This window comes from Alteromonas sp. ABE4_545 (assembly GCF_056161325.1).
In genome coordinates, this window is record NZ_JBSWYY010000003.1 from 30,815 (window position 1) to 56,325 (window position 25,511).

The 25,511-nt window shown below is 47.7% G+C and carries 25 protein-coding genes; 15 read left to right on the forward strand and 10 right to left on the reverse strand.

Annotation, left to right across the window (positions count from 1 at the left end):
• Positions 1 to 77 precede the first annotated feature (77 nt).
• Complete coding sequence (locus ACXAH6_RS04020) at positions 78 to 1,346, forward strand: MATE family efflux transporter (protein ID WP_474875567.1); 1,269 nt, start codon at positions 78 to 80, stop codon at positions 1,344 to 1,346.
• Here ACXAH6_RS04020 and ACXAH6_RS04025 read toward each other — a convergent pair.
• On the reverse strand, positions 1,318 to 1,572 hold the full coding sequence (locus tag ACXAH6_RS04025; RefSeq protein WP_474875351.1) for a hypothetical protein: 255 nt from the start codon (positions 1,570 to 1,572) through the stop codon (positions 1,318 to 1,320). The genes ACXAH6_RS04020 and ACXAH6_RS04025 overlap by 29 nt on opposite strands.
• Before the next feature lie 12 nt (positions 1,573 to 1,584).
• Positions 1,585 to 2,163 carry a Fe-S biogenesis protein NfuA gene (gene nfuA, locus ACXAH6_RS04030; protein ID WP_474875352.1) on the reverse strand — a complete coding sequence of 193 codons (579 nt, stop codon included), beginning with the start codon at positions 2,161 to 2,163 and terminating at the stop codon, positions 1,585 to 1,587.
• 125 nt (positions 2,164 to 2,288) lie between these two features.
• On the opposite strand from nfuA, the gene ACXAH6_RS04035 reads away from it, so the two are divergent.
• The 4 genes from ACXAH6_RS04035 to ACXAH6_RS04050 all read left to right on the forward strand — a co-directional run bounded on the left by ACXAH6_RS04035 (position 2,289) and on the right by ACXAH6_RS04050 (position 9,489).
• Positions 2,289 to 4,895 (forward strand): M14 family zinc carboxypeptidase, encoded by a 2,607-nt coding sequence (locus ACXAH6_RS04035; protein WP_474875353.1) that lies wholly within the window; start codon positions 2,289 to 2,291, stop codon positions 4,893 to 4,895.
• Between the two features lie 118 nt (positions 4,896 to 5,013).
• On the forward strand, positions 5,014 to 6,192 hold the full coding sequence (locus ACXAH6_RS04040; protein WP_474875354.1) for an efflux RND transporter periplasmic adaptor subunit: 1,179 nt from the start codon (positions 5,014 to 5,016) through the stop codon (positions 6,190 to 6,192).
• Positions 6,182 to 8,122: a MacB family efflux pump subunit gene (locus tag ACXAH6_RS04045; RefSeq protein WP_474875355.1), complete on the forward strand. Its 1,941-nt coding sequence runs from the start codon at positions 6,182 to 6,184 to the stop codon at positions 8,120 to 8,122. Before ACXAH6_RS04040 ends, ACXAH6_RS04045 begins: the two co-directional genes overlap by 11 nt.
• A gap of 2 nt (positions 8,123 to 8,124) precedes the next feature.
• Positions 8,125 to 9,489 carry a TolC family protein gene (locus ACXAH6_RS04050; RefSeq protein ID WP_474875356.1) on the forward strand — a complete coding sequence of 455 codons (1,365 nt, stop codon included), beginning with the start codon at positions 8,125 to 8,127 and terminating at the stop codon, positions 9,487 to 9,489.
• A gap of 65 nt (positions 9,490 to 9,554) precedes the next feature.
• On the opposite strand, the gene ACXAH6_RS04055 is transcribed toward ACXAH6_RS04050, so the two are convergent.
• Positions 9,555 to 10,970, reverse strand: a complete 1,416-nt coding sequence (locus ACXAH6_RS04055) for an ATP-binding protein (protein ID WP_474875357.1) — start codon at positions 10,968 to 10,970, stop codon at positions 9,555 to 9,557.
• Positions 10,967 to 11,671 (reverse strand): response regulator, encoded by a 705-nt coding sequence (locus tag ACXAH6_RS04060; RefSeq protein WP_474875358.1) that lies wholly within the window; start codon positions 11,669 to 11,671, stop codon positions 10,967 to 10,969. The genes ACXAH6_RS04055 and ACXAH6_RS04060 overlap by 4 nt, the downstream gene beginning before the upstream one ends.
• Positions 11,672 to 11,814: 143 nt before the next feature.
• Between ACXAH6_RS04060 and ACXAH6_RS04065 the strand changes: the two genes are divergently transcribed.
• On the forward strand, positions 11,815 to 12,195 hold the full coding sequence (locus ACXAH6_RS04065; RefSeq protein ID WP_474875359.1) for a hypothetical protein: 381 nt from the start codon (positions 11,815 to 11,817) through the stop codon (positions 12,193 to 12,195).
• A 22-nt stretch (positions 12,196 to 12,217) separates the two neighbouring features.
• Here the strand turns inward: ACXAH6_RS04065 and ACXAH6_RS04070 are convergent, their stop codons facing one another.
• On the reverse strand, positions 12,218 to 12,943 hold the full coding sequence (locus ACXAH6_RS04070; RefSeq protein ID WP_474875360.1) for a ComF family protein: 726 nt from the start codon (positions 12,941 to 12,943) through the stop codon (positions 12,218 to 12,220).
• 37 nt (positions 12,944 to 12,980) lie between these two features.
• Here ACXAH6_RS04070 and bioH point away from each other — a divergent pair, with 37 nt between their 5' ends.
• The 3 genes from bioH to ACXAH6_RS04085 all read left to right on the forward strand — a co-directional run bounded on the left by bioH (position 12,981) and on the right by ACXAH6_RS04085 (position 15,207).
• On the forward strand, positions 12,981 to 13,796 hold the full coding sequence (gene bioH, locus ACXAH6_RS04075) for a pimeloyl-ACP methyl ester esterase BioH (RefSeq protein WP_474875361.1): 816 nt from the start codon (positions 12,981 to 12,983) through the stop codon (positions 13,794 to 13,796).
• Between the two features lie 73 nt (positions 13,797 to 13,869).
• A complete protein-coding gene (locus ACXAH6_RS04080) occupies positions 13,870 to 14,202 on the forward strand; it encodes a hypothetical protein (protein ID WP_474875362.1) in 333 nt (110 codons plus the stop codon).
• Positions 14,203 to 14,238: 36 nt separating this feature from the next.
• Positions 14,239 to 15,207, forward strand: a complete 969-nt coding sequence (locus ACXAH6_RS04085) for a putative metalloprotease CJM1_0395 family protein (protein ID WP_474875568.1) — start codon at positions 14,239 to 14,241, stop codon at positions 15,205 to 15,207.
• Positions 15,208 to 15,318: 111 nt separating this feature from the next.
• Here the strand turns inward: ACXAH6_RS04085 and ACXAH6_RS04090 are convergent, their stop codons facing one another.
• Positions 15,319 to 17,649 (reverse strand): Tex family protein, encoded by a 2,331-nt coding sequence (locus ACXAH6_RS04090; protein WP_474875363.1) that lies wholly within the window; start codon positions 17,647 to 17,649, stop codon positions 15,319 to 15,321.
• 177 nt (positions 17,650 to 17,826) lie between these two features.
• Positions 17,827 to 18,318 carry a transcription elongation factor GreB gene (gene greB, locus ACXAH6_RS04095; RefSeq protein WP_474875364.1) on the reverse strand — a complete coding sequence of 164 codons (492 nt, stop codon included), beginning with the start codon at positions 18,316 to 18,318 and terminating at the stop codon, positions 17,827 to 17,829.
• A gap of 245 nt (positions 18,319 to 18,563) precedes the next feature.
• Here greB and ACXAH6_RS04100 point away from each other — a divergent pair, with 245 nt between their 5' ends.
• A complete protein-coding gene (locus tag ACXAH6_RS04100; RefSeq protein WP_474875365.1) occupies positions 18,564 to 18,857 on the forward strand; it encodes a hypothetical protein in 294 nt (97 codons plus the stop codon).
• Positions 18,858 to 19,097: 240 nt separating this feature from the next.
• Here ACXAH6_RS04100 and ACXAH6_RS04105 read toward each other — a convergent pair whose 3' ends face one another.
• Positions 19,098 to 19,862 carry an FKBP-type peptidyl-prolyl cis-trans isomerase gene (locus ACXAH6_RS04105; RefSeq protein WP_474875366.1) on the reverse strand — a complete coding sequence of 255 codons (765 nt, stop codon included), beginning with the start codon at positions 19,860 to 19,862 and terminating at the stop codon, positions 19,098 to 19,100.
• Positions 19,863 to 19,982: 120 nt separating this feature from the next.
• On the opposite strand from ACXAH6_RS04105, the gene ACXAH6_RS04110 reads away from it, so the two are divergent.
• Together ACXAH6_RS04110 and ACXAH6_RS04115 are read left to right on the forward strand one after the other, a co-directional pair.
• Positions 19,983 to 20,957, forward strand: a complete 975-nt coding sequence (locus ACXAH6_RS04110) for a WD40 repeat domain-containing protein (RefSeq protein WP_474875367.1) — start codon at positions 19,983 to 19,985, stop codon at positions 20,955 to 20,957.
• A gap of 3 nt (positions 20,958 to 20,960) precedes the next feature.
• Positions 20,961 to 21,209, forward strand: a complete 249-nt coding sequence (locus tag ACXAH6_RS04115; RefSeq protein WP_474875368.1) for a SlyX family protein — start codon at positions 20,961 to 20,963, stop codon at positions 21,207 to 21,209.
• 26 nt (positions 21,210 to 21,235) lie between these two features.
• Here ACXAH6_RS04115 and ACXAH6_RS04120 read toward each other — a convergent pair whose 3' ends face one another.
• Together ACXAH6_RS04120 and ACXAH6_RS04125 are read right to left on the reverse strand one after the other, a co-directional pair.
• Entirely contained in the window at positions 21,236 to 21,748 is a 513-nt protein-coding gene (locus ACXAH6_RS04120) for a YgjV family protein (protein ID WP_474875369.1), read from the reverse strand.
• Positions 21,749 to 21,762: 14 nt separating this feature from the next.
• The gene (locus ACXAH6_RS04125; protein WP_474875370.1) at positions 21,763 to 21,969 is read right to left on the reverse strand and encodes a YheV family putative zinc ribbon protein; all 207 of its coding nucleotides are present in this window, start codon (positions 21,967 to 21,969) and stop codon (positions 21,763 to 21,765) included.
• Between the two features lie 120 nt (positions 21,970 to 22,089).
• Here ACXAH6_RS04125 and ACXAH6_RS04130 point away from each other — a divergent pair, with 120 nt between their 5' ends.
• From ACXAH6_RS04130 to ACXAH6_RS04140, 3 genes are read left to right on the forward strand one after another with little or no spacing between them, the layout of a single operon-like run.
• Complete coding sequence (locus ACXAH6_RS04130; protein WP_474875371.1) at positions 22,090 to 24,000, forward strand: ATP-binding cassette domain-containing protein; 1,911 nt, start codon at positions 22,090 to 22,092, stop codon at positions 23,998 to 24,000.
• A complete protein-coding gene (locus ACXAH6_RS04135) occupies positions 23,997 to 24,485 on the forward strand; it encodes a TIGR02444 family protein (RefSeq protein ID WP_474875372.1) in 489 nt (162 codons plus the stop codon). Before ACXAH6_RS04130 ends, ACXAH6_RS04135 begins: the two co-directional genes overlap by 4 nt.
• Before the next feature lie 15 nt (positions 24,486 to 24,500).
• Positions 24,501 to 25,511, forward strand: a complete 1,011-nt coding sequence (locus tag ACXAH6_RS04140; RefSeq protein ID WP_474875373.1) for a hydrolase — start codon at positions 24,501 to 24,503, stop codon at positions 25,509 to 25,511.

Sequence of the window (25,511 nt, forward strand, 5' to 3'; positions counted from 1 at the left end):
AGGGATAGGTTTTGACCCCATCTTTTCAGCAACAAGGTTGGCCGGCGCATCGCACAATGCTGATGTTAGCTTTGCCCATGATACTGGCTAATATTACCACGCCTTTACTCGGATTAGTGGATACGGCGGTACTTGGGCATATGGATTCGTCGGCGCAATTAGCCGGTGCATCGATTGGCACCCTGATTCTTACCCAAATTTATTGGGTTTGTGGGTTTCTGCGTATGTCGGCGACAGGCTTGAGTGCCCAAGCTAAGGGGAAGGTAACGTCAGCGCCAGACGCTGCAGCAAAAGCGCTTTATCAAATGGGAGCCTTGGCGTTAGTGCTTGGTGTTGCCCTTTTAATCTTACAAAGCCCGATTCTGCACACAGGGTTGTGGTTAGCGGCACCAGAGCCAAATATGGCGGCATTTAGCCAACAGTATTTTGCCGTGAGGGTGTGGGGAGCCCCTGCTGCAATGCTGAACCTTGCACTCATTGGTTGGCTGGTTGGTCAGCAGAAAACCCGCGCAGTGTTAATTATTCAAATCGCAGGTAACCTAGTGAATGCGGTGCTAGATATTTATCTGGTTTATGGTTTGGATATGGGGGTTCAAGCCGTGGCTTTTGCGAGTATGGCTGCTGAGTACGTGATGTGTGTGGCGGGCCTTTGGGTCGCCGCCAAGCAAATTGCAGCGACGCGTATTAAAATCGAGTGGTTTAATAAACAAGAATTGCTCGGAGCCTTGAACCTCAATGGCAATATGTTGTTGAGAAACTTAGCGCTACAGGCGTGTTTAGCGTTTTTAACCCTACAAGGTGCGCGGCTGGGCGAAACTCAAGCTGCGGTTAACGCCATTTTAATGCAGTTTTTTGTGTTAATTGCCCTGGGACTAGATGGCATAGCCTATGCCGTTGAAGCATTGGTGGGAGAGGCCTCAGGCGCTAAGAACCCTCAGGCATTGCGCGCTAATACCTACCGAGGGCTGTTCTGGTCATCAGTGATGGCGGGTGTGTATGCGATTATTTTTGCGTTCGGCGGTGAGAAGATAATTGGCGCACTTACTGATATTCCGGCATTGCAGCAGTCTGCTGCTGACTACCTTGAGTTGATGATATGGCTTCCCCTACTTGCCCATTGGTGTTTTCTCTACGACGGAGTCTTTGTTGGCTTGACCCGCTCCAAAGATATGCGAAATAGTATGGTGATCAGTGCTGTGTGTGTTTACTTCCCTGTTTGGTATTTATTCTCGGGAATGGGCAATGTTGCACTGTGGTACGCGTTGTTGAGCTTCTTACTGGCGAGAGGAGCTACGCTGGGGTGGAAATTTTATCGTATTAGTCGCGACGAGAAGGTGGTTTTTTAAGGCGCGAACCAAAAGACATTCGGTAAAGGAAAATACCGAGATATCCGTACATGGCCCACAGAAAGCCTGGCAACATAATCGCAAGGCCGAGATAGAATATTGCTGGGTGAATATTCAGCCCAGCGGCAATGACCGCTAAGCCAATAACAAAGACAACAAAGCCTTTGATGAAATGCTGCCAGCTAAGTTGTGGATTCTCGCTTAGCTGGCGTAGCCAATGGCGCATTTGCTAACTCGATTAGTAGTAAGAGTGCTCGCCAGCTTGGTGTTCTGTTGCGTCGCGCACGCCTTTAAGTTCACCTTCGAACTCTTGTAGCATCTGCTTTTCAATGCCTTCTTTCAGTGTGACGTCTACCATTGAACAGCCATTACAGCCACCGCCAAATTGCAGCACTGCAAAGCCGTCTTCGGTAATTTCCATTAAGCTAACCTGACCGCCGTGACCGGCTAGTTGTGGGTTAATTTCACTCTCAATCATGTAATTGATACGCTCGACTAGCGGCGCATCATCAGACACTTTTCGCGCTTTGGCATTAGGTGCTTTGAGCGTTAATTGAGACCCCATTTGGTCAGTGACATAATCGATTTCTGCGTCTTCAAGAAATGGCGCACTTTCTTGGTCTACAACCGCATCGAAGCCATTGAAATTTAGGCGAATATCTGTGTCTTCGACAGCGTCAGGTGGGCAATAAGACACACCACATTCTGCCGTAGATGTACCGGGGTTTACGACGAATACGCGAATATTCGTGCCAGACTCTTGTTTTGAAAGCAATTTTCCAAAGTGAGCTTGCGCATCTTCTGATATAGTGATCATAGTAGAGTCCTGCTTAAAATCTATTATTGAGCGTATAATAACAAACTTACCTGACTAAAACACTCAGGTATTGCTCGAATGTTCAATGTATGTGCATTTGATTAAAAAACAACTGTGGTATGGCTATGTTATTAAAAATATCGAAAAAAATTTGCCATTTTGGACTATTTCTTCCGTTGAGTTTGCTGTTTGCCGGAACAGCATTCGGTCAGGCAAACTTCCCTTTTACATTGCAAACAGAGACGGGCAAGGCCACAACGGCTTATTTGCCTGAGGGCACAACGTTCGACCCTCGTATCCCTACCCCAGAGTCGGTATTGGGTAATCAGGTCGGGGCTTGGCATGTACGTCACGATCAGTTGGTCAGTTATATGCGGGCATTAGCTGCTGCGTCAGACCGAGTGACGTTAACTGAAACCGGCCGTACCCATGAGAATCGCCCCTTGTTGCTTCTCACTATTACCGCCGCCGATAACCAAGGTAAGGTAGAAACGTGGCGTCAGGCCCATTTACAAGCCATTCAAACTGGTGAGTCAGTGAGTGTTGATGCGCCGCTATTTTTGTATATGGGCTACAGTGTGCATGGTAATGAGCCGTCTGGCGCTAATGCCTCGTTAGTTATTGCTTACTATTTGGCCGCAGCCCAAAATCAGAAAGTACAAGATTTACTAAGCAATAACGTAGTGCTGTTGGACCCGTCTCTTAACCCAGACGGTTTGTCTCGATTTGCACAATGGGCAAATATGCACAAAGGCTACAATTTGAGTGACGACCCGTCGCATCGAGAGCATGACGAAGGTTGGCCGTCGGGGCGCACCAATCACTACTGGTTTGACTTAAACCGCGATTGGCTCATGTTAACGCACCCCGAGTCTCAAGCGCGTATCACCCAGTTTCAAGCGTGGCGCCCGCATATTCTCACCGACTTTCACGAGATGGGCAGTAACGGCACGTATTTTTTCCAGCCCGGTGTGCGCTCGCGTAAATATCCGCTAACGCCTGAAGGCAATGTCACATTGACCGAGGCATTGGCTGAGTATCATGCACAGGCTTTTGATAGTGCAAATACCCTGTATTACACCCAAGAAGGGTTTGATGACTTCTTTTATGGCAAGGGCTCTAGCTATCCGGATGCGCAAGGCAGTATTGGTATCTTGTTTGAACAAGCCAGCAGCCGCGGTCATTTGCAAGCTACAGATAATGGCCCGCTCAATTTTACCCAAACCATTCAAAATCAGGTGCGGATGACCTTGAGTACATTCGCAGGCGCATTGGCTAATAAACCTGCCATTTTAAAGTACCAAAAAGCCTTCTACGATGAGACACAAGAAGCCATCGAAAAAGACGACGAAGGCGGCTATGTCATTGAAGCGCCAACAGACGGTGTGCGTTTACAAGCCATGCTGGATATTTTTGATGCCCATCACATTACTTATCAAAGCACTAAAAAGGCCATCAGTTTGGATGGAACGGAATTCAGTGCTTTGACCAGTGTGTTTGTGCCTTTGGATCAATTGCAATACCGGTTAGTGAAGTCGCTGTTTTCAAAACAACAGCGCTTCGCAGACAATACGTTCTACGATGTGTCGACATGGAATTTGCCCTACGCATTGAATTTGACATACGCGCCTGTGTCTAAACGTCAAGCGCGTCAGGTAAGCCCGACTGCGTACCATAAGCCGAATAAAGCGCTATTAGCTATTGATACGCAAGCCTATGCGTACGCGATTGAGTGGCATAACTACAATGCGCCAGCGTTATTGCAGCAATTATTACGTAACGGCGTGAAAGCTAAGCTTACTAACAGCGCGTTTACCGCCAAACTTGATGGTGAGGTACACGAATTTGCGGCGGGGACCGTGTTGATCCCTCGTGCGCTGTCACAACCCGAGAATTTCACCCAATTGCTTTCGCAAATGAGCAAACAAAGCCAAGTACCTGTTTATTCGATTCAATCAGGTTTTACCCCTGTGGGCAATGATGTAGGAAGCCGCTCATGGAAAAACGCGGTGTTACCCCATGTTATGATTATTGGGGGCAATGGCGTTTCACAATATGAAGTGGGTGAAGTGTGGCATTACTTGGATACTCGCGTTGGCTTGCCCGTTTCTATTGTTGAAGCTGAAAAGCTCAAATACGCTGAATTAGCAAAATATACCCATATTGTGATGGTCAATGGCTATTACAGTCGCTTGGATGACAGCGAAAGACTGGCGATCAAAAACTGGGTAAAAGCGGGTGGAACACTGATTGGTCAGAAGTCGGCAGTACGCTTATTTGCTCAAGAGGGCTGGTTACACGCCAATGTATCGTCGGGCAATGACATCGACAAAGCCTTTTCTACCCAAGGCATGCACTTTGCTGATCGAGATGCACTGCGTGCGAAAAAGTTAGTCGCTGGCGCAGTGTACCAAGCCGACGTAGACCTGACTCATCCCTTGTTTTTTGGATACGACAAGGCGCAATTGCCGCTGTTTAAAACCAGCAATATGGTTGTGACGACAGACGACGACCCATTCAAAACAATCGCACATTACACCCAGTCGCCTTTGTTAGCAGGTTACAGCGCTGATGAAATGCAGAACATGATCAGTGAGTCTACTGCTGTGTTGGTTGAGAGCATGGGAGACGGGAAAGTGATTGGTCTTGTTGACAATGTTCACTTTAGAGGATTTTGGTTAGGCACCAATAAGCTGATGAGCAATGCCTTGTTTATGTCTCCGTTGATGTAGCCATCGCGACGAAGAAAGGCAAAGGAATGCAAAGGTGTGTTAAGTTTCTTTTATAATTTGTGCTATCTGATAAAAGTCTGATATTCCGAATATTTACAAGAATTTCAGAGAGGCTAGGATGGCGCGGCTTTCAAGCCAAATTATAAAAATATTACTGATTCTAGTGGTCATCATTGCGCTCATTTACACACTGAATCGCGTGTTTTTTACCGATGCGCAAGTGGAAGATGTATTAACGGCCAAGGTCTATCGCGGTGACATTGAAACAACAGTGGTGTCGACCGGTCAACTAGAGCCCAAACAGTACGTTGTGGTTGGTGCGCAGGTATCTGGTCAGGTTGACGCCATACACGTTGAGGAAGGAGACGTTGTTGCAAAGGGCGATCTTTTAGTTGAGATAGACGCCACTGTGTTTAGTACTCAAGTACAAACGACAGAAGCCAACCTCGAAAACAAACGCGCGCAACTAGAGCAACTGAAAGCCGAGCGTGAGTTAGCGGTTTTGCGAGCTAAGCGAAACCGCCAACTCCACGAACAAGATGCGGTTAGCGCTGATGACGTGTTTAGCACCGACACCGCACTTAAAGTGCTGGATTCCAAAATACGGGCATCGGCGGCTCAAATTAAAGCTGATGAGGCGTCATTAGCTGGTGATAAAGCAACCCTGGGGTTTGCGAAAATCTACGCTCCCATTGCGGGCACAGTGGCGATAATAGAAGTGCGACAGGGGCAAACCCTTAATGCCAACCAGAACGCGCCTACCCTGCTACAAATTTCCGACCTAAAAACCATGACCTTGAGAGCCGAAGTATCAGAAGCTGAAGTCGGCAATATCTACAAAGGTATGCCTGTGTATTTCACTACACTTGGCGATACAAAAACGCGATACCACTCTACAGTACGGCAAGTGCTTCCTACGCCCACCATCGTTAACGATGTGGTGCTATATCAGGTGTTAATCGACATCGAAAATACCACCGGAAAGTTGATGGATGCGATGACTACGCAGGTGTTCTTTTTAAAAGAGCAAAAGGCCAACACCCTGTTAGTACCGCTTGCCGCGATCAAAGGTCCGCCGAAGCGTCAGTTTGTGCTGATGATGGGGGATAATGGGCAAGAGCGCCGTCAGGTGAAAGTGGGGATTCAAAACCGCACTGTGGCGGAAGTGGTCGATGGATTAAGCGAAGGGGAATCTGTGGTGATTGGCGCTAAATCGGGCGCGACGACCCGCGGTACTCGTGAGTTTGGAGGTCCACCAGCCAATATGCCGCCTGGTGGAGGACGTCGTGGCTTCTAATCCGCTCATTACACTGAACAATGTTTCTCGGAGCTATCAGTCAGAAGGGTCAGTGGTAACGGCGCTGAAAAACGTGTCGTTAACCATTAACAAGGGCGAATTTGTGGCCATAATGGGCCAGTCAGGCTCAGGGAAGTCGACCCTGATGAATATCCTTGGGTGTTTAGATAAACCTACAGTGGGTACTTATAGCATTCATGGTCAATCGGTAGCCGATCTTAATAACGACCAATTGGCTGCGTTGCGTTTGAAAACCTTTGGTTTTGTTTTTCAACGTTATCAGTTGTTGTCTACCTTAACTGCTGAAGAAAACGTTGCCTTACCCGCTATTTACAGCAACACCCCCAAAGTACAACGACAACAAAAAGCACAGCAATTACTGGAAAAACTGGGGTTGGCCGACCGAGTTCATCACCGCCCCGGAGAATTATCAGGTGGACAGCAACAACGTGTGTCGGTGGCTCGGGCATTAATTAACGGCGCAGAGGTCATCCTCGCCGACGAGCCAACCGGTGCGTTAGATTCTGCCAGCGGCGAACAATTGTTGAATTTGCTTACTGCCCTGCATCAGGAAGGCGTAACCATCATTCTGATCACCCACGACCCTGCCGTCGCTGAAATTGCACAGCGGCAGGTTCGCTTGTTAGATGGCGAAGTGGTGGCCGACAGTGGGAGCTATCACGATGAGCAAGTTAAGCAGGATGAAACCGGCCCAGCGCCAAGTGTAACGCCGTTTTCCAGTATTTCGATTGGCATGGCACTGTCGATGGCTTTTGGTTCCTTGCGATTAAATTGGTTTAGAACCTTTTTAACCTTACTCGGGATCATTATTGGTGTTGCGGCAGTGGTGACCATGATGGCGATTGGAGAGGGAGGCAAGCAGGATGTACTGAAACAAATTGAGTCTATTGGTACTAACCTGATCTCAATTCGCCCCGGCGGCAAAAACATGCGTAATTCGGGTGATATTGCGTCGCTTACCCTTGATGACGCTCAAGCGATAAAAGCCGTACCTGGTGTGTTATACGTTGCTCCTGAACGTTCTACTAGAGCGACTATTCGATATGGTGAAAACGACTTTTCTGGCCGTATTAAAGGTTCGACACAAGACTATTTTCACGCCAAAGATTGGCAGTTAGCACAAGGCGTGTTTTTTACACAAGACGACGTTAACTCGTACGCACCCGTTGTGGTATTAGGCGATACTGTTGCCGAGACCTTGTTCAGCGATAAGTATCACGCAATTGGTGAATACATATGGATGAAGGACGCGTGGTATCAAGTGATAGGCATTCTCAAATCTAAAGGGGCTAGCGCTGGTGGAGAAGACATGGATGATGAGGTGCTGATCCCCATTACCACAGGAAGGCTGCGAGCGTTTGGTCGCCCCTATCTCAGTTCCATTACAATAAAAACCACGTCAACGGATGACGTCAATACAATTCAAGCGCAGATCTTATCGGTACTGACCGCTCGTCATGGCAAAGAGGACGTGATGGTACGCACGACCGATTCATTGGTTGAAACCGTAACCGAAACGCAAAATACCCTCACTTGGTTACTCGCCTCAGTCGCTGCCATTTCATTGTTTGTCGGCGGGATTGGCGTGATGAATATCATGTTGGTGAACGTGTCTGAGCGCAAGCGCGAAATTGGTTTGCGTTTGGCTACTGGGGCAAAGCCTGGCGATATTCTGAAGCAGTTTAATATTGAGGCGTGGGTCGTGTGCATTTTAGGGGGTGTTGTTGGAATACTCATCGGCTATATCGTCATTTTTGTGTTGTCTCAGCTGGGGATATCGGTGGCGTATACCCTACTCCCTCCGGTGTTGGCATTTATCACGTCGCTGGCAGTGGGGGTGGTATTTGGCTTTGCCCCCGCTCATAAAGCTGCTGGCCTAAACCCCATCGATGCGCTCGCAGAGGATTAACTATGAAATTTGTTTTTTTCACGCTGGCCTCGTTTATCGTCGCCGGGTGTGCCTATACGCCAGACAGGGCTTTTCCTGACTATACCCTCCCTTGGCAAACCGCTAATTTGACGCAACCCGAAGCAGAAGCATTGCGCATTGATACGCGGTGGTGGGAGCAATATCACTCGCCTGAGTTGAATGTTTTAATGGCGGCATTGGAGAGCCAGAACCTAGATTTGGCAACGGCGCGTTTGCGTTTGGATCAGGCCGCGTTGCAATTGCGAGCAGAGCAGGCCGATAATTACCCTAGCCTCAGTGCACGGTTATCTGGCAGCGGCACGCATTCACCTGATAATGGCAACAGCTCCTTGAGTTCGTCGGGGGCCGTGTCGGCCAGCTATGACGTGGATATCTGGGGGAGCAGACAGGCACAAATTCTGGCGGCTGAACTCAACATCAACAGCGCGAATTTGTCTTTGCGAAATCAGTCGGTAACCCTTCAACAAACCCTTGCTAGTGTTTACTTTGCGCGCTTGTCGCTACAGCAACGTTTGGCGATAGCGGAACAAAACCTCGTTGCATCTGAGCAACTACTTCAGCTTATTAATTTGCAGTATGACGCGGGCAGTGCTTCGGGTATCGAAGTGGCGCAACAGCGCAATACTCTGTTAGCCGCTCAAGCTGAACGACTGAATTTACAAAACCAGTTAAAACTCAACCAAAGGGTTTTGAGCGTATTGCTAGCCGATACCGAATTTAAGGCGTTTTCGTTTGTGCAGCGTATCGACACTATCGCACAGCCACAGATCGACTTGTCACTACCGGCAGCGGTTTTGCGTCAACGCCCCGATGTAGAAATGGCCTATATCGCCTTACAACAGGCAGACATTAGCGTTTATCAAGCCAGCATTGCAGGCTTACCTGGTATTGGTTTGAGCGCCAGTATGAGTTTGAGTGATTTGCTAAGCCTCTCTAGTGGCTGGTCTATCGGCGCGGCGTTAAGTTCGTCTGCCACGTTATTTGATGCGGGCAAGCGCCGTCGAGCGGAAGATATTGCTAAGAAGAACGTAGAGATTGCATTAAACAACCTTAAATCGGTGGTATTAGATGCAAGTCAGGCACTGATGGATGCCTCAGACAATTACACCTATCAAAAAGAGGCGTACAACATTGATTTGACGGAGCTCGATAACAATCAACGTTTGTATCATCTTGCGCAAGCTAAGTACAAAGCGGGCGACTCTGATTTTCTTACTTTACTCAATGCTCAACGCAGTTGGTTCAGCGCCCAACTGAGCTTAATTAATCGCTATGAGTCACTGCTTAACGCCTCTGTAGACGTGTATGCCGCGGCGCGAGGAGAACCAGTCGTCGTGCAGCCCTAATTTAAGGGGCGGCCTTTAATTGTCTTCCCTCGGTATGGTCCACACCGAGGGAAAGTGCGACACCGCTACCCTTGATGTAGCGCAAAGGTCAATGTCACTTTTAACCCGCCTGATTTTGTCAGCGCAAAGGCAATCTCGCCTTGGTTCAGACGCATAGCTTCAGCCGTAATTGCCAAGCCAAGGCCTAACCCGCCCGTGTCGCTATTACGAGCACTGTCTGTGCGATAAAAAGCTTTTGTTAACTTGTCTAGCTCATCGGGTGCCACACCTGGGCCATCATCACAGATGATCACAGTAAAGTGCTGTGCGTCTTTTTCACACCACAAGGTAACGGCGGAACGTGCATATTTAAAAGCGTTGCGAACCACGTTCTCTATGGCGGTGGCAAAGGGTTCTTCATATACGTATAAGGTTGCATCGCAAAGGGTGTGTTGCCAATCGATGCCTATTCCTTTGGCTTCAAAGGCGGCGTCTTCACACAGCGCATCAAGTAGCTCATTTGCACTGAGTAATTGGCGCCCTTGTTGTATGGCTTGTGCCTCCATGGTGGTGAGATCGCTGAGGCGTTTAATATGCAAATTCAGTAACTCACTCTCTCTCTCGGCCCGTTCCAGCAGCGGGAGTATGGTTTCATCATGCGATTTTTTTCGCACCAGTGCCAAGGTCATTTGGAGCCGTGTTAACGGGGTACGCAATTCATGGGATATGTCGGCACTTTGTCGTCTTTGATTTTGAATCAGCGCCGTAATTCTCGCGGTCATATCGTTGAATTGCTCAAACAAGCGAGCAAATTGGGCGTTCGCTGCGAATCGCTTATCCTGACTCTTGGGGTGATCAATATTCACCTTGTGCGACAGCTGCCCCTGCCCGACCGCATTAAAGGCTTGTCCTAGTCGATTGAGAGGAGCGGCGATAGAGCGTACCAGTAAATAGCTCATGAGGCTGGTCACTAGCACAAAAATAGCCGCCATACTCCACCACGGCATACTGCGGAAAATATCGCCTAGCCGAGGCCGCTCCGAGCGCCAAAGTACTACTTTTAACTCGGGGTGAGACGGCAAAGGCGCAGGCCCCATTAACCGCGTCCATTCTATATTCACGTCGCGTAAATAGTCGCTTTGCATAAAATACCAAAACCGGCGACTGTCAAACCGTGCCACTAGAGATTTGCTAAGAGGAGCACTCTTGCCCACAACCTGCATATTGTTGTCGATCACAAACCACTGATAAGGCATGCGCCGCTCTATGATGCCAACCGTGTGATCAAGCGCGGTGATATTGCCATTATTGGCGGCTATGGCCTCATCAATACGCACCACCATTTGCTTCACTATTTCGCGGTCTTTGGCGCGCAAGTGATCATTGTCAGTCAGTTGTTGAATGACATAAGCGGGGATAATAATCGACAACGTACAAAGGAGGAGCGTAAGCCAAAACCAACCCAACACCTTGAGGTTAAAGCTTCGTGTTAGGCTGATCATGCGTTAAAAATTCCATACCCTCTGCCGCGCTGGCTTTTAATCTCACATCGAGAACCCGCTACGTTCATTTTTTTTCTCAAGTTACTGACATGGGTATCTATGCTGCGATCAAATGCTTGTAACTTTCGGCCAAGACAATGTTCTGATAGCTGGTTTTTACTGATTAATTCACCAGGAGAGGAGATTAACTGCTTGAGTAAGGCAAATTCACTGCCGGTAAGCTCTAATAACTGGGTATCACTACGGGCTTCCATGCGGTGCAAGTCGAGCTGTAAATCACCAAATTCCATCGTTTGACGTTTTTCCTGAATACCCGCGGCATTAGTGCTTGAGAGCTTATCTTGTGTGCGACGCATTATTGCTCGGATACGGGCGAGTAGCTCTCTGTCATTAAAGGGTTTAGCTAAATAGTCATCTGCGCCTAGCTCTAATCCGAGCACTTTATCTAGGTCGTCACCGCGAGCGGTGAGCATGAGAACCGGAACCTCACTGGTTTTTCGCAGTGCTTTGAGTACATCTAGGCCGTTGAGTTTGGGTAACATTACATCTAATAGAATCAAATCTATCGCAGTATTGTGCAGGGCGGTCTCTAAACCGGCTTCTCCGTCTGCACAGTGCAATACTTTATACCCCGACATGTCTAAAAACTCACTGAGCAGTTCAGCCAGTCCTAAGTCGTCTTCAATTAGTAAGATCGTCATTTTTACCACCCTTATCGAAGCTAAATAATGCCTGACTTTTCTTATGTTCACAGCACCTTTGCACATCTTAACGCTACCTCACCGCCGAGGGCGTACACTCAAATTTCTAAAGTGAGAAAAAGCGAATGAATCAGGAGAACTTTATGAAAACTGCATTACGAAAACTCGGTATTGTCGCTGTTGCTGCAACTATGATGGGAGCGGGTATTAACGGATTAGGGTTAGCGGCAGCAGCAGAACCTACTGCTGAGGAAATGGGCAGCCCAGCGTTACCCCGACAAATTGAGAAAATGGCCGACGAGTTGGCGTTATCAGAAGAACAGTTGGCCAAGCTACAGGCATTGCACGCTCGTAAACAAGCGTTACAAGATGAGTTTTGGGCGGTTTTTACTGAAGAACAAAAAAACGCAATGCTCAAAGCGTCAATGAAAAAGCACAAAAAACATCGCGGGGATAAATCGTCTCGCCAGCATCACAATAAAGGCAAGCGCAAAGACAAGCAAACCCGAGAAGAGAACGCCTAGAGGCTAGGCTCTGTATTGATGTTTAGCGCAATACTTGGGCTGTGATGGCCATTGCCCAGACTGAAATTTGGATGTCTGGGCATTGCCGTTTTATGGCTGAGGCCACTGCATTAACCGTAGCTCCCGTTGTTACTACGTCGTCGACAATAGCAATGTGGTTATAGTGGCGAAGTGACTCACAGGCTTGAAAGGCATGTTGTAAATTCTCTAGTCGTTTTGTGCGCCGCAAAAACTGTTGTCGTTGGGTGTGCCTGACACGCTTTACACCGTGAACCACAGGACAACCGACAACTGTGCTCAATTGGTGGGCTAACAAGGCTGCTTGATTGAATTGTCGATGCCATAAACGAAAAACAGATAAAGGTACTGGGACTAACGCGTCTGGTAACGTGGGGCAATGTGCTAATACGTTTTCTGTAAATGCATTCACTAACCAATTGGCACCCAATGATTGGCGCTGGTGCTTGAGTTTATGCACCATGATGTCATAAGGCCATTCATACCGCCCCGCAGCGTATAGTGTGTCGTATACGGGAGGTAACAATCCGGACGCGATTTCAGGCACATGAAGTAGGTTGATTATTCCCCATTGTGAAAACAAATCTTTTACGTCAGCTTGGCAGTAGGTACAAATGGATGTTCGGCTGTGTTGATGGCAGAGCACACAGGCGTAATTTGGGACTAGATCTGCCAGTTTACTCAAGGTAAATTGGAGGCACGTGTAGGGGGAGTCATGTCTTCGACCCATGATAAACTCAATATAGGCAATATTCAGGGAACGTATTGTGAATACATTATCATCCAGCAGCGCGGCTGAGACCTTGGCCGAAAGTTCAGAATTAACGTTAGTGCTATTACACGGTTGGGGGATGAATCGGGGCGCGTTTTCCGAATTTTCTCCTCTTCTCTCTGCCCATTTACCAGTGATTGCGCTGGACTTACCCGGCTTTGGTAGTGAGGCCGACACCATTCCCGATACTTATGAACTCGACGCGTTGGTAGACAGTGTGGTTGCTCGGTTGCCGGAAAACTGCATTGTAGCGGGTTGGTCGCTTGGCGGTTTGGTTGCACAGCGTCTCGCTCTTACTTACCCTGAAAAACTACGCGGTTTGATCACCATTGCTTCTACGCCGTGTTTTGTGGCGAGTCAGTGTTGGTCAGGGATCGCACCCGACGTCCTCAAAGCCTTTGAGTCACAATTGAGCCAGAACTACGGGCGCACTTTAGAACGTTTTCTGGCTATTCAAGCCATGGGCAGCAAAACGGCGAAGCAGGATATGAAAATCATCAAGGCCAACATAGACCAATTTCCTGCTCCTCATCCTGTTGCGCTTACTGAAGGGTTACGTTTATTGTCGAGCGTTGATTTACGTGCTGACATTGGTCGTATCCGTATTCCAACATTGCGGTTATATGGCCGCTTAGACTCTTTGGTGCCAACCTGTGGTATTGATCGCATACATGAATTGCAGCCTGGCGCCGACAGTGTGGTAATGCCACATGCCTCTCATGCGCCTTTTATTTCTCACCCAGAAAAAACCGCTGACATTTTGGTTCACTTCGCATTTAACCTGCATCCCGAAGAGGTTTGCCGAGGGTAAGAAGGGGCAAAGATCCACTTGCTTTTTTAGTGAAATGGTTAATAATTAACCATGAGGTAAAAGAGGTAGTGTTATGTCAAGCGTCATTGGTAGTGATATCAATTCGGCGATTTTGTCTGGTCAATTCGGTTTACAAAAAGCGTCAGCGGGGATGTCTCAAGCTGCCGTGAACATTGCACAACGCGCTGCGCAAGATAGCGTGGCGAATAATGGCGTAAACGGGTTGCTAGCAGATGCGTCGATGCAGAGTCTATCCCGAATTAAAGATGTATTGCCTAAAGCGGGCGATAGCTTCACGTCAGACTTAATTTCGATGCAGCTTAATAGCTTAAATGCACAAGCGTCAGCGAAAGTGATCGACGTGGCTAACGACACCGTTGGAAGTATTATAGATACGCTTGCTTAACTGCGCTTTGGCAGATTATTAAGCATTTGATTGACTATGAACATCGTTACGCCGATCCCATCCACAATGGCCTTTCCTACGGCCAATATTCAAACCGAGGCTGCACGTCGGGAAAATGTCCTGCGCGAAACTATTCCTGAATCTGCTAGTTCAGATCAAGGTGCAGCCGAACAAGGTTTGGGGTCGGAGTCGGACCAACTTAAACGCAATGGACAAAAACCTGCCCCCGTTACTTACGAAAAACCCCAGTCTAACGCTGGTGTTATTGGCGCAGAGCAAGGCTCTGGTGAGTCTATTGATCAAGACAACGCGCAAGATGAAAGCGCGGGAAAAGAAGACGCAGAGCGTCAGCAACAACAAGCCAAAGAGGCCGAAGTACAAGAACTCAAGCAGCGTGATACCGAGGTGCGCAACCATGAACAGGCACATGCCGCTATGGGGGGGCAGTATGCGTCAGCGCCGAGTTACGAGTTTGAAACAGGGCCAAATGGGCAACGTTATGCCGTAGACGGCGAAGTGTCGATCGATGTGTCTAAGGCTGAAACACCTCAGCAAACGATTAAAAAAATGCAGCAAGTTAGAGCCGCAGCTTTAGCGCCTGCAGAACCCTCTCCACAGGATTTACGTGTCGCAAATGAAGCGTCTAAATTAGCGTTTGAGGCTCGGGCTGAACTCGCCGAGCAGCAGAGCGAAAGATCAGCCCCTCAATCACGAGCCGAAAACCCCAGTAATGAAGTTCAAGCGGACGACGTTGAAGGGACCAGTGCTAATCCTTTTGCTGTTAACGTGCCTACGCTCGAAGAAATAGTAGAAAATGGGGGGATTACTAGTCCAAACCGTACGTTGGATGAAGCGCTAGAGTCTTCTGGGGGCGGGTTCGAAGCCAGTGTCTCTCGCACACTCGAAATCGACCAAGAGCTTATGGGTGCGCGTAATCAACGTATTCAGGCATTCTATCAACAGGTGTCTGAGCCACAAGCTGGTGGATTCAGCGCCAGCGCCTAACGACACGGCTTCATTCCCTAATTAGAGCCGAATATTATCTCGCGAAATAGCTTGTTAAGGTGCAACGATTAAGTGGCAAACGCACCGCATTTGCCACTTGGCTGTTAGTACTTACTTTTGCTTAGCCTTAGCAAAAGCGTCGGCAAAGGCATTGCCCATGGCACTATTTTGCGGGTCTTTTTGCTTGGATTTATGATTAGGCTTATTACCGCGATGTTGCCCTTTGGGTTTGGCGGTGTGGTTTTCCTTTGTTGTACTGTTCGATTGAGTGGGTGAGTCTTCCAAACGCATTGTGAAAGAGATGCGCTTACGTTGTACATCCACCTCTAGTACTTTTACTTTAACGATGTCACCGGCTTTAACGACTTCACGAGGATCTTTGATAAACTTATTCGTTAATGCCGAAATGTGCACCAAACCGTCTTGGTGAACACCTACATCAACAAAAGCCCCAAAGTTCGCCACATTGCTAACCACGCCTTCAAGTATCATCCCGGGTTTAAGATCTTGGATGGTTTCTACGCCTTCTTTAAACGCTGCGGTTTTGAATTCAGGGCGGGGGTCGCGGCCAGGTTTATCTAATTCGGTAAAAATGTCTTTTACTGTAGGTACACCAAATTTGTCGGTGGTGAAGTCTTCTGGTTGCAGTTTACGGAGTAAATCCGTGTTGCCGATAAGATCATTCACTGCCACATCAGCGCGCTGAATAATGGTATCAACGACTGGGTAGGCTTCAGGGTGAACGGCAGAGCTGTCGAGAGGGTTATCACCATTTACGATACGCAAGAAGCCCGCCGCTTGCTCAAAGGCTTTCGGCCCTAGGCGCTCAACATTTTTTAGTGCTTTGCGGCTAGTGAAGGCCCCGTTTTGGTCACGGAAGTTTACAATGTTCTGCGCAAGGGTTTTATTCAAACCTGACACATAGCTAAGTAGTGCAGGTGATGCCATATTCACATCTACACCGACGGCGTTTACACAGTCTTCAATCACCTTATCGAGAGATTTCCCAAGTAAGCTCTGACTTACATCGTGTTGATATTGGCCTACACCGATGGCTTTGGGCTCAATTTTTACCAGTTCTGCCAATGGATCTTGTAGACGACGGGCTATCGACACCGCGCCACGTAATGATACGTCGAGTTCTGGCAGTTCTTTTGATGCTAACTCTGACGCTGAGTAAACCGATGCACCGGCTTCGCTCACCATAATTTTTTGTAGCTTGAGGCTGGGTTCTGCTTTCATCAATTCGCCGACGAGTTTGTCGGTTTCACGAGAACCTGTGCCGTTACCAATACTGACTAATTCCACTTTGTGCTGCTTGCAGATATTCGCCAAGGTGCGGATCGACTTATCCCATTGGTTTTGTGGTGCATGTGGGAAAATAGTATTGGTAGTTAATATTTTACCTGTTTGATCAACAACGGCTACTTTTACACCCGTACGCAAACCCGGATCGAGTCCCAAGGTTACACGCGCACCAGCAGGTGCAGCCATCAATAAATCGTTCAAGTTTTTAGCAAAAACGTTAATCGCCTCTTCTTCTGCTCGCTCTCTTAAGGTGCCAAACAGTTCGGTTTCCATGTGTAGGCTAATTTTGATTTTCCATGTCCACTGCACGACTTGAGCAAGCCAGGCATCGGCGGCACGCCCTTGATTACGAATGTTTAGGTGAGCGGCGATAATGCTTTCACACTGTGATGGACCGCTGGTGCTGTCGTCTTGTTGAGGGTCAGCGTCCATCTGAATATGTAACATGCCTTCGTTGCGACCGCGGAACATCGCCAACGCGCGGTGAGATGGCACGGTTGCTAGCTTTTCATTGTGATCAAAATAATCACTGAATTTCACTGCTTCTTTTTCTTTACCGGGAGCGACAGTGCTACGCACAAATGCGTTTTTAGTCAGGTAATCTCGAATTTTTGCTAACAGAGCGGCGTCTTCAGCAAAACGCTCCATCAGAATATAGCGCGCACCGTCTAGTGCCGCTTTTGTGTCGGCAACACCATTGTCAGTATTAATGAATTCATTAGCTGTGCTTTCAGGATCTAAGGTAGGGTCGGCGAACAGTTTGTCTGCCAACGGCTCTAATCCTGCTTCTATGGCAATTTGGCCCTTGGTGCGACGACGAGGCTTATAAGGTAAATACAAGTCTTCAAGGGTGGTTTTGCTATCGGCATTGAGAATGCTTTGCTTCAATTCACTCGATAGTTTTCCTTGCTCATCAATAGATTTCAAAATGACCTGACGTCGATCATCCAGTTCGCGCAAGTAGGTCAAACGTTGCTCCAGTGTACGCAACTGGGTGTCGTCTAATCCTTGCGTGGCTTCTTTACGGTAACGAGCGATAAAAGGGACGGTCGATCCTTCGTCTAGCAATTTGATTGCTGCTTCAACTTGTCCTGACTTAACGGCAAGTTCTTGAGCGATTATATCTATGATCATAGTTAGCTCTATGGCGTGATGTTGTCGACGAGTTGTATCCTCACTAGGCAATGTACAGGAGATACAACCGATATGTTCAATTTATGGCTGCGCAGTATAGCACTGTTGCATAATCAGGCTAGTCTGACTCGTGAGATCTCAGTAAAACAAAGATCAGCGGCATAGTTTGTTTCACGGTTAATCCCAATTGGGGTTTGTGTAATGTATCTGAGTGACAAACCAATATTTTGGCCCCTCCGGTGTGGGTACAGTCACATCTTCATCTACTTCTTTTTTGATGAGTGCGCGCGCCATCGGGGCGTCGATAGAAATATAGTTTTTCGCTTCACCATAAATTTCCTCTGGGCCAACGATGCGAAAGCGCTTGGTATCGCCTTCGTCGTTTTCTATTTCAACCCAGGCACCGAAAAATACGCGTCCTTCTTGTTCTGGCGAGTAGTCTACTACTTTTACGTCGGGTAAAAACTTGCGCAAAAAACGCACTCTTCGATCGATTTGTCTCAGCAGACGCTTATTGTGGGTGTAGTCGGCATTTTCGGAGCGGTCACCCAAACTAGCGGCCCATTGGACTATCTTGGTAATTTCAGGTCGCTTTTTAAACCATAGTTCATCGTGCTCTTGTTTGAGCTTGTTATACCCTTCTCGGGTGACCAAGTTTGTTTTCGCCATTCTGCTTTAACTGTGCCTTGCTTCTTTCCTTGTTTTATATGGGCAATGTGTTGCAACTCAATACACAAAGAATGGGATAACGTGAGTGGATAACTTGTTGGTGGGTATTTACCTACTATCACTTGAGTAACACCCAAAGAGTTGATAGATTGCATGGAGTAAATATTGTGCAATATTGTCGTTTGGAGAGTAGCACTAAGGTAAATTTCGTCTCAACCGTCGTACCTATTCAGGGAGTGTAGACTATGACTTTGTCATCGCGTAATACAACATCAAAATCGTCACCGCAGGAAAAGTCGGTGCTGGCCACGCTACTGGGGTTTGTTTTGATGACGTCGGGTGTGTTGTTGTTGGCTATAACGGTTATGGAAATGCTTTTTGTGGCCCCAACAATTAACGTAGTGCTGTATTTCGTTGCCAGTTTTGTGGCGTATAAGCTCGGGCGGTTCGTATTGTTTAAATGTGCGACGAGACCATTGTTATCTCAGCGAGAGCGAAAAAACGGTAGAAGAAGAAGTCGTTATTATTCTGCGATTTAGCAAAAATAGTGAAATTTCGCGGGAAATTTTTCGAATTTGTACTAGTTTTAAAGAGACAAACAAACTGCGTTAAGCCAAGGCCCGAACATCTATTTGGGCATATGCTTGCCCCGAAATGTGGCGGGGGAAGCGAAGTAAGTCTAAGGACTTCCAGTTAAGCATGGACAGATGCTTGTAAGATGTAAAGAAGCCGGCGTAAGCCGGCTTTCTTCTTTTTGTCTTTACAGCGTATGCGGCTGCTTATTCGCCTTCAGCTGTGTCTGCTTCAGGCTTGATGACTTCTAGCAACTCAACATCAAAAATTAACGTAGAATTTGGTGTGATCTGGCCCTGGCCACGCGCGCCGTAACCCAATTCAGCAGGAATGTAGAAACGGAATTTACCACCTTCTTGCATTAGTTGAACACCTTCAGTCCAGCCCGGAATAACATGGTTAAGTGGGAATTCAATAGGCTCGCCACGATCATATGAAGAGTCAAACTGTGTGCCGTCGATCAAAGTGCCACGGTAGTGTACTTTTACTGTATCAGTAGCCGCAGGGCTTGCGCCTTCACCTTGTTCGATAATTTCGTACTGCAAGCCTGACTCAGTAGTAACAACACCGTCTTTCTTCGCGTTTTCAGCCAAGAATGCTGCGCCTTTTTCAATGTTCTCTTCAGCGGCTGCTTGTGCTTTTTCCTGCTGTTTTGCACGGAACGCTTGCTCACCAGCTTGTGCTAGTTCTTGTAGTTGTGGACGATCAAATTGCGCGGTGTCTGCCATGCCTTCAGCAAAACCCTGTTGTAATGCTGCAACGTCGAATTCTAAGCCCATTTCTTCAAATTGTGCTTTTCGATCAGCGATGAACAAACCCATGCTCGCGCCCATGGCGTAGGATTGCTTTTGTGTCTCGGTCATTTTTTCTGCTGACAGTGCTGGTGCGTCGGCTTTTTCTTGTGTGTTTGGCTGACATGCAAACAAACCCAATGCAGCAACGGTAGATAAGGCAACAAGCGACTTACGCATATACTTCTCCATATTTAATGTAAATTGCGAGATTTCAATTTGGTGGCCTCACGCAATGTCAAATTCGATAGATTCCGTGCTATGGTAAACGTAGCAGCGGTAAAGCGAAACCCATAGGACATGAAATACCTCTATTTGTTCACCATAATCACTGGCTGTTTGTCTCTCACAGCGTGCAGTCTGCCGGAAACCGAGCCTGACGAAGTGTTTCAGCAGGCCAAAGAAGGCGCCTACGCGGCTGATATCTCTCCTGATGGCACGATAAGCGTGGTTTCCGGTGTGGATAATGGCATTAATGTCTGGCAGCTACCTGACAACAAACCCTTATTTAATTGGAGTCATCAAGGTGAAGGCAATAACTTGGTGGCCAATGTTCACATTTCTGCTGACGCAAAATACGTAGTCACATCCGACCGTGAAGCGTTTGCTATTTGGAGTGTGGAAACAGGCGAACCTACAGGTTTTTGGCGCATTGACGAGTCGACGATTCGCGATGTCGCTATTTCAGATGGTGGTCGTGTCGTACTGGTGGGGCGCGCTAATGGTAAAGTGATGGCTTTCGAGCCTGCGACAGGGCGTCGTATCGAGTTTTTAGGGCATCAAGAACGAATTAATAGCGTAGATATTTCTCCCAATGGCCGGTATGCCCTGTCCGGTGGCAATGATTATGTCGCTTATCTTTGGGATACCGAAACGGGGCAAGTGATTCATACCTTCCCGCACCCGAGCCGTGTGTCAAAAGTGGCCCTAGATGACCAAGGGCGCTATGTGTTCACCGCCGATAGTCAGCAAAAATCGCAAATATGGGACGTACAAACAGGTGAACCCATTAGTACTTTGCAGTATATTGCGCGCCAGAAAATATTCACCGATGCCGTGTTTTCTGATGATGGTAAGTATTTGCTTACTGGTTCGCCCTCCCGAAATGTGACTTTGTGGGATGTTAAAACAGGCGAGCAAGTGAGCAGTTGGAAAGTGGCGCCGAGAGAAGGCCAATCGCTACCAACAGCGGTAGTGTATGCGGTGGGTTTTGAACCAAACAATCAAATTATCACGGTAAGTAGTAGCGGCCTTGCCGAATACTGGGATAGATAAAACATGTCGAATAACACGTTAGAAACCTTAGCGGCTCAATTGGAAGCAGCAGAAGCAAAAATTGATGAGTTGGAAACTAAGGTTGCCTTTCAAGAGTACACCATTGACCAACTTAACGATGCCCTTACCTCTCAACAGCATCAGCTCGACAAGATGCAATCGGTGTTGCGCGTGACCACCGACAAACTCAAAGCGATGGAACCTTCGAACATTGCGAAAATGTCGGAAGAAACGCCTCCGCCTCATTATTGATTCAGCGTATTTGGCTCTGTCTGTGTTTATTCGGGCTTAGGGAAAAAATACAGTCGCGCAATAGTGGTTAAATTAACCACTATCAGCGTGCCCTCGAGCATAGTACCGCCGATTGAGCCAATTAAAATATTGTTGGTCAGCCAACAGCATGCCCCGATAAGTAATGCTATGCGCATGGCAATACCTGTTAAACAAAATACTGCGTACGTACCAATACAAGCGCCTATCACTGAAAACCACTGCCACCATACATCCACAAAAGCACCGCTCACGAGGGCGGTGAGTATAATAAAGATATAGGCGATGGGGGCTGACGAGGTTTTAAGTGCAACACCGGTACGAATTAAGGAAAAGGTGGTGCCGAGTGCTGCTGGAATTGCACCCATCAGCAAAAAATGAATCGCATTATTAAGTTGTAGTATGGCAAGTATGATTTTCAATTGGCGATCCTGTTTTTGGTAAAAACAGGCAATACCAATAGCAAAACTCAGTAAACCGAAGCCCTGTGCAATAGTCAGTTCTGGCAGGCTAGCGAGCATAATGGGCTCTCGTATTAGTCAGGTTTAAACACACCAATGACGTTTTCCTCTTTCCGTGTGGCTGCTTGCACTTGTGTATCGGCTTGCGACTCAGTGTAATCACACTCTACACAAGCGAGCTTTTCAACGTTGTTTTCCATAAACAACATGATGGTGTCTTGGGCTTTGCATTTGGGGCAAGTGGCGCCGGCAATAAATCGACGTTTTTGGCGTGTAGACATAAGACTCAATCACATTGAAAACAAAGATAGGGTATTATGCCTTTAATTTCTTCACTACGCGAGGCGGGCGTGTATTTGGTACACTAGCCGGCCTTGTTTTAGGCAATCATTAGCAGCGGTATGATCCAACTTTCAAACATCACTTTTATGCGTGGCAGCAAAGTATTGCTGGAAGACGCGTCGGCACAAATTTATCCGGGCCATAAAGTGGCGCTTATCGGTAAGAACGGCTGTGGAAAGTCGAGTTTATTCGCACTGATTCGCCAAGAGTTGGCCATTGACGCCGGTGACGTGCATATTCCAGAGCAATGGCGCATTGTCAGTGTGGCTCAGGAAACCCCTGCTGTTGAACGGGAAGCCATAGAGTATGTGATTGACGGCGATAAACAACTACGCCAAATTCAGGCTGATTTGCTAAAGGCCGAAGCGGCCCATGAGGGCGAGCGTATTGGCCACTTACACGACCAATTGGCCCAAGCCGGTGCCTATGATGTAGAAGCGCGTGCGGCCACCATTTTGGCCGGTTTAGGCTTTAGTACCGAGCAACTTCGCGCCCCGGTAAAGGACTTTTCTGGTGGTTGGCGTATGCGACTAAACCTCGCTCAAGCGCTACTCTGCCCTTCTGATTTATTATTGCTGGATGAGCCTACAAACCACTTGGATCTCGATGCCGTAATTTGGCTTGAGCGCTGGTTACAGCGCTATGCTGGCACACTGTTACTAATTTCTCACGACAAAGCCTTTATCGACAGTTGTGCAGAGCAAATCGTGAGTGTTGAACAACAAAAGTTAGTCACCTACACGGGCAATTACTCGAGCTACGAAACCCAACGTGCAGAGCGCTTGCGCTTGCAAGATATTGAATATCGCAAACAACAAGATAAACGCGCTCATTTAGAGTCCTTTATTAATCGCTTTAAAGCCAAAGCCAGTAAAGCCAAGCAAGCGCAAAGCCGAATCAAGCAACTCGAAAAAATGGAAGCCTTGTTACCCGCGCACAGTGAGAGTGAATTCAGCTTTAGTTTTAAAGAGCCGGCTTCTTTACCCAACCCGCTGATTCAAATGGAAAAGGTTCAGCTTGGGTATGGCGAGAAGATCATTCTCGAACAAGTGAAATTGAATTTGGTGCCAGGTAGTCGGATCGGTCTACTTGGGCGCAATGGGCAAGGTAAATCAACGCTGATCAAATTGTTAGCCGGCGTTCATGACCCTATGCAAGGGGTGTTCAATACCGCTAAAGGGCTGAAGGTCGGGTATTTCGCACAGCACCAATTGGAATATCTCGACCCAGACGCATCTGCTTTGTTACATCTACAGCGCCTGAATAATAAGGCAACCGAACAAGAGCTACGCGATTTCCTCGGTGGTTTCGGCTTTCATGGCGACAATGCGGTTGCCCCTGTCGCGCCCATGTCGGGCGGAGAAAAAGCGCGTTTGGTGTTGGCGCTCATCGTGTATCAACAGCCGAACTTACTGCTACTCGATGAACCGACCAACCACCTAGATTTAGAAATGCGCCATGCATTGAACCTCGCCTTGCAAGGCTTTAATGGCGCTATGGTATTGGTTTCTCACGACCGCTTCTTACTTGCTTCAGTGTGTGAAGAGTTTTACTTGGTAGATCGTGGTCAAGTGGATGCCTTTAATGGTGATTTAGATGACTACCGACAGTGGATTTTGCAACAGCAACAAGAAGACAAACCTGTCTCTAATAGTGAAGATAAGCCCAAAATAGACCGCAAAGCCGAAAAGCGTCGCGAGGCTGAGTTTAGGCAAGCCACTGCTCCGCTCAGAAAGGCTATCGACAAACACGAAAAGGCTATGGACAAGCATGGTGCCGCGTTGGCCGAAGTTGAAACGAGTTTGGGTGATGCCAGCTTGTATGACGAAGCCAATAAAGCGCAATTGCTGAAGTTATTGGATCAACAAGCGGTATTGAAGCAGCAGCTCGAAGAAGAAGAAATGGCCTGGCTTGATGCGCAAGAACAACTGGAAGCAGCAAAAACGGCCTTTGAACAGGCGTCTGCATGAAGCTCCCTGCGTCTTCGCAACTGACTGACCAAGCATTTTGGCACTTTAGCCTTGCGGTTTATGCCCGTAAAGGTATCGCTAGTCAGTGTTTGTTTTTGCAAGATACCTATGGCGCGAATGTAAATCTCTGCTTGTTGGTGCTGTGGTGTGATAGTTTAGGGTTAACGTTGTCACCGCATGATGTGGCTTCTCTGGAAGCCAAAATTAAACGCAATGATCACGCCCTTCAGGTATTTCGTATGCAACGCCGAGAAGCGAAAGTGGCGGAGCCAGACAAATACGAAGATTACAAACAACAAGAGCTGGTTTTAGAGCAACAGCAGCAAAAGCTGCTAGTCGAGTGTTTAATTGAATTGAACACTGCGGAAGTGCGCACCAGTGCGCCAGATAACTTGTCGAATACTCAGGTGCTTATTGCGCACTATCACTGGCAAAACCAACAACAAGCGCAACAAGCGATAGATGTGATTTTTAACACGGTGTGACGTATTAGGTAATACATGATCAAGGAAAATCTCGCCCACGGCAGAATTATCAAGAGTAGCTTTGTGGCGCCTAAATGGGCGAAGAATCGCCACATCCAAACAATCTGGCCACGCTTTTTACAAAAGCGCCAGCCCCTCACGTATACCACCGAGCGTATCTCGCTGCCGGATGGGGACTTTCTCGACTTAGCATGGGGGCCAAAGCCGGAAAAACTCACAGGGCTTGTGGTCTTATTTCATGGCTTGGAAGGGTCTATTAAGAGCCATTATGCAAACGACATGATGGCGACGTTAAGCCGCGATGGTTGGCAAGTTGTTTTGATGCATTATCGCGGCTGTAGTGGCGAGCCGAATATTAAACCGCGTGCGTATCACTCAGGTGAAACGGAAGATCCGAGTTATGTGCTGGAGCTACTTGCCGCGCGTTACCCAGGGTTGCCTATGGTGGGAATTGGATTTTCACTTGGGGGCAATATGTTGCTCAAATTGCTGGGCGAAAACCCCTCACAACACTGGCTTTCCGCCGCTATTGCCATTTCTGCACCCTTGAAGTTAGGTGAATGTGCGCAAAGTATCGATCGTGGTTTCTCAAGAGTGTATCAGAAGTATCTACTCGCGAGCATGAAACGCACACTGCTGAAGAAAATGGCGCATATCGACTATCGCAACTTGATCCAGCTTAACCACGACGACGTCGACACCATTCATAGCTTTAAACGCTTCGACACCTTGATCACTGCGCCACTACATGGCTTTAGTGACGCAGAAGACTATTATGAGAAATGCAGTGCGTATCACTTTCTCAGCGCGATTCATTGTCCTACGTTGATTTTACACTCTATCGACGACCCATTTATGTCGCCGGTCATTGTTCCATCGGAACAAGAGTTGGCACGTGCTGTCACATTGGAATTGAGTGAAGAAGGTGGGCATGTTGGCTTTATGCAAGGTGCTTTCAATAAGCCAACTGTATGGCTACATGAACGAGTACGCCGTTTTGTGGCGGACTATTTACCGAGAGCCTGA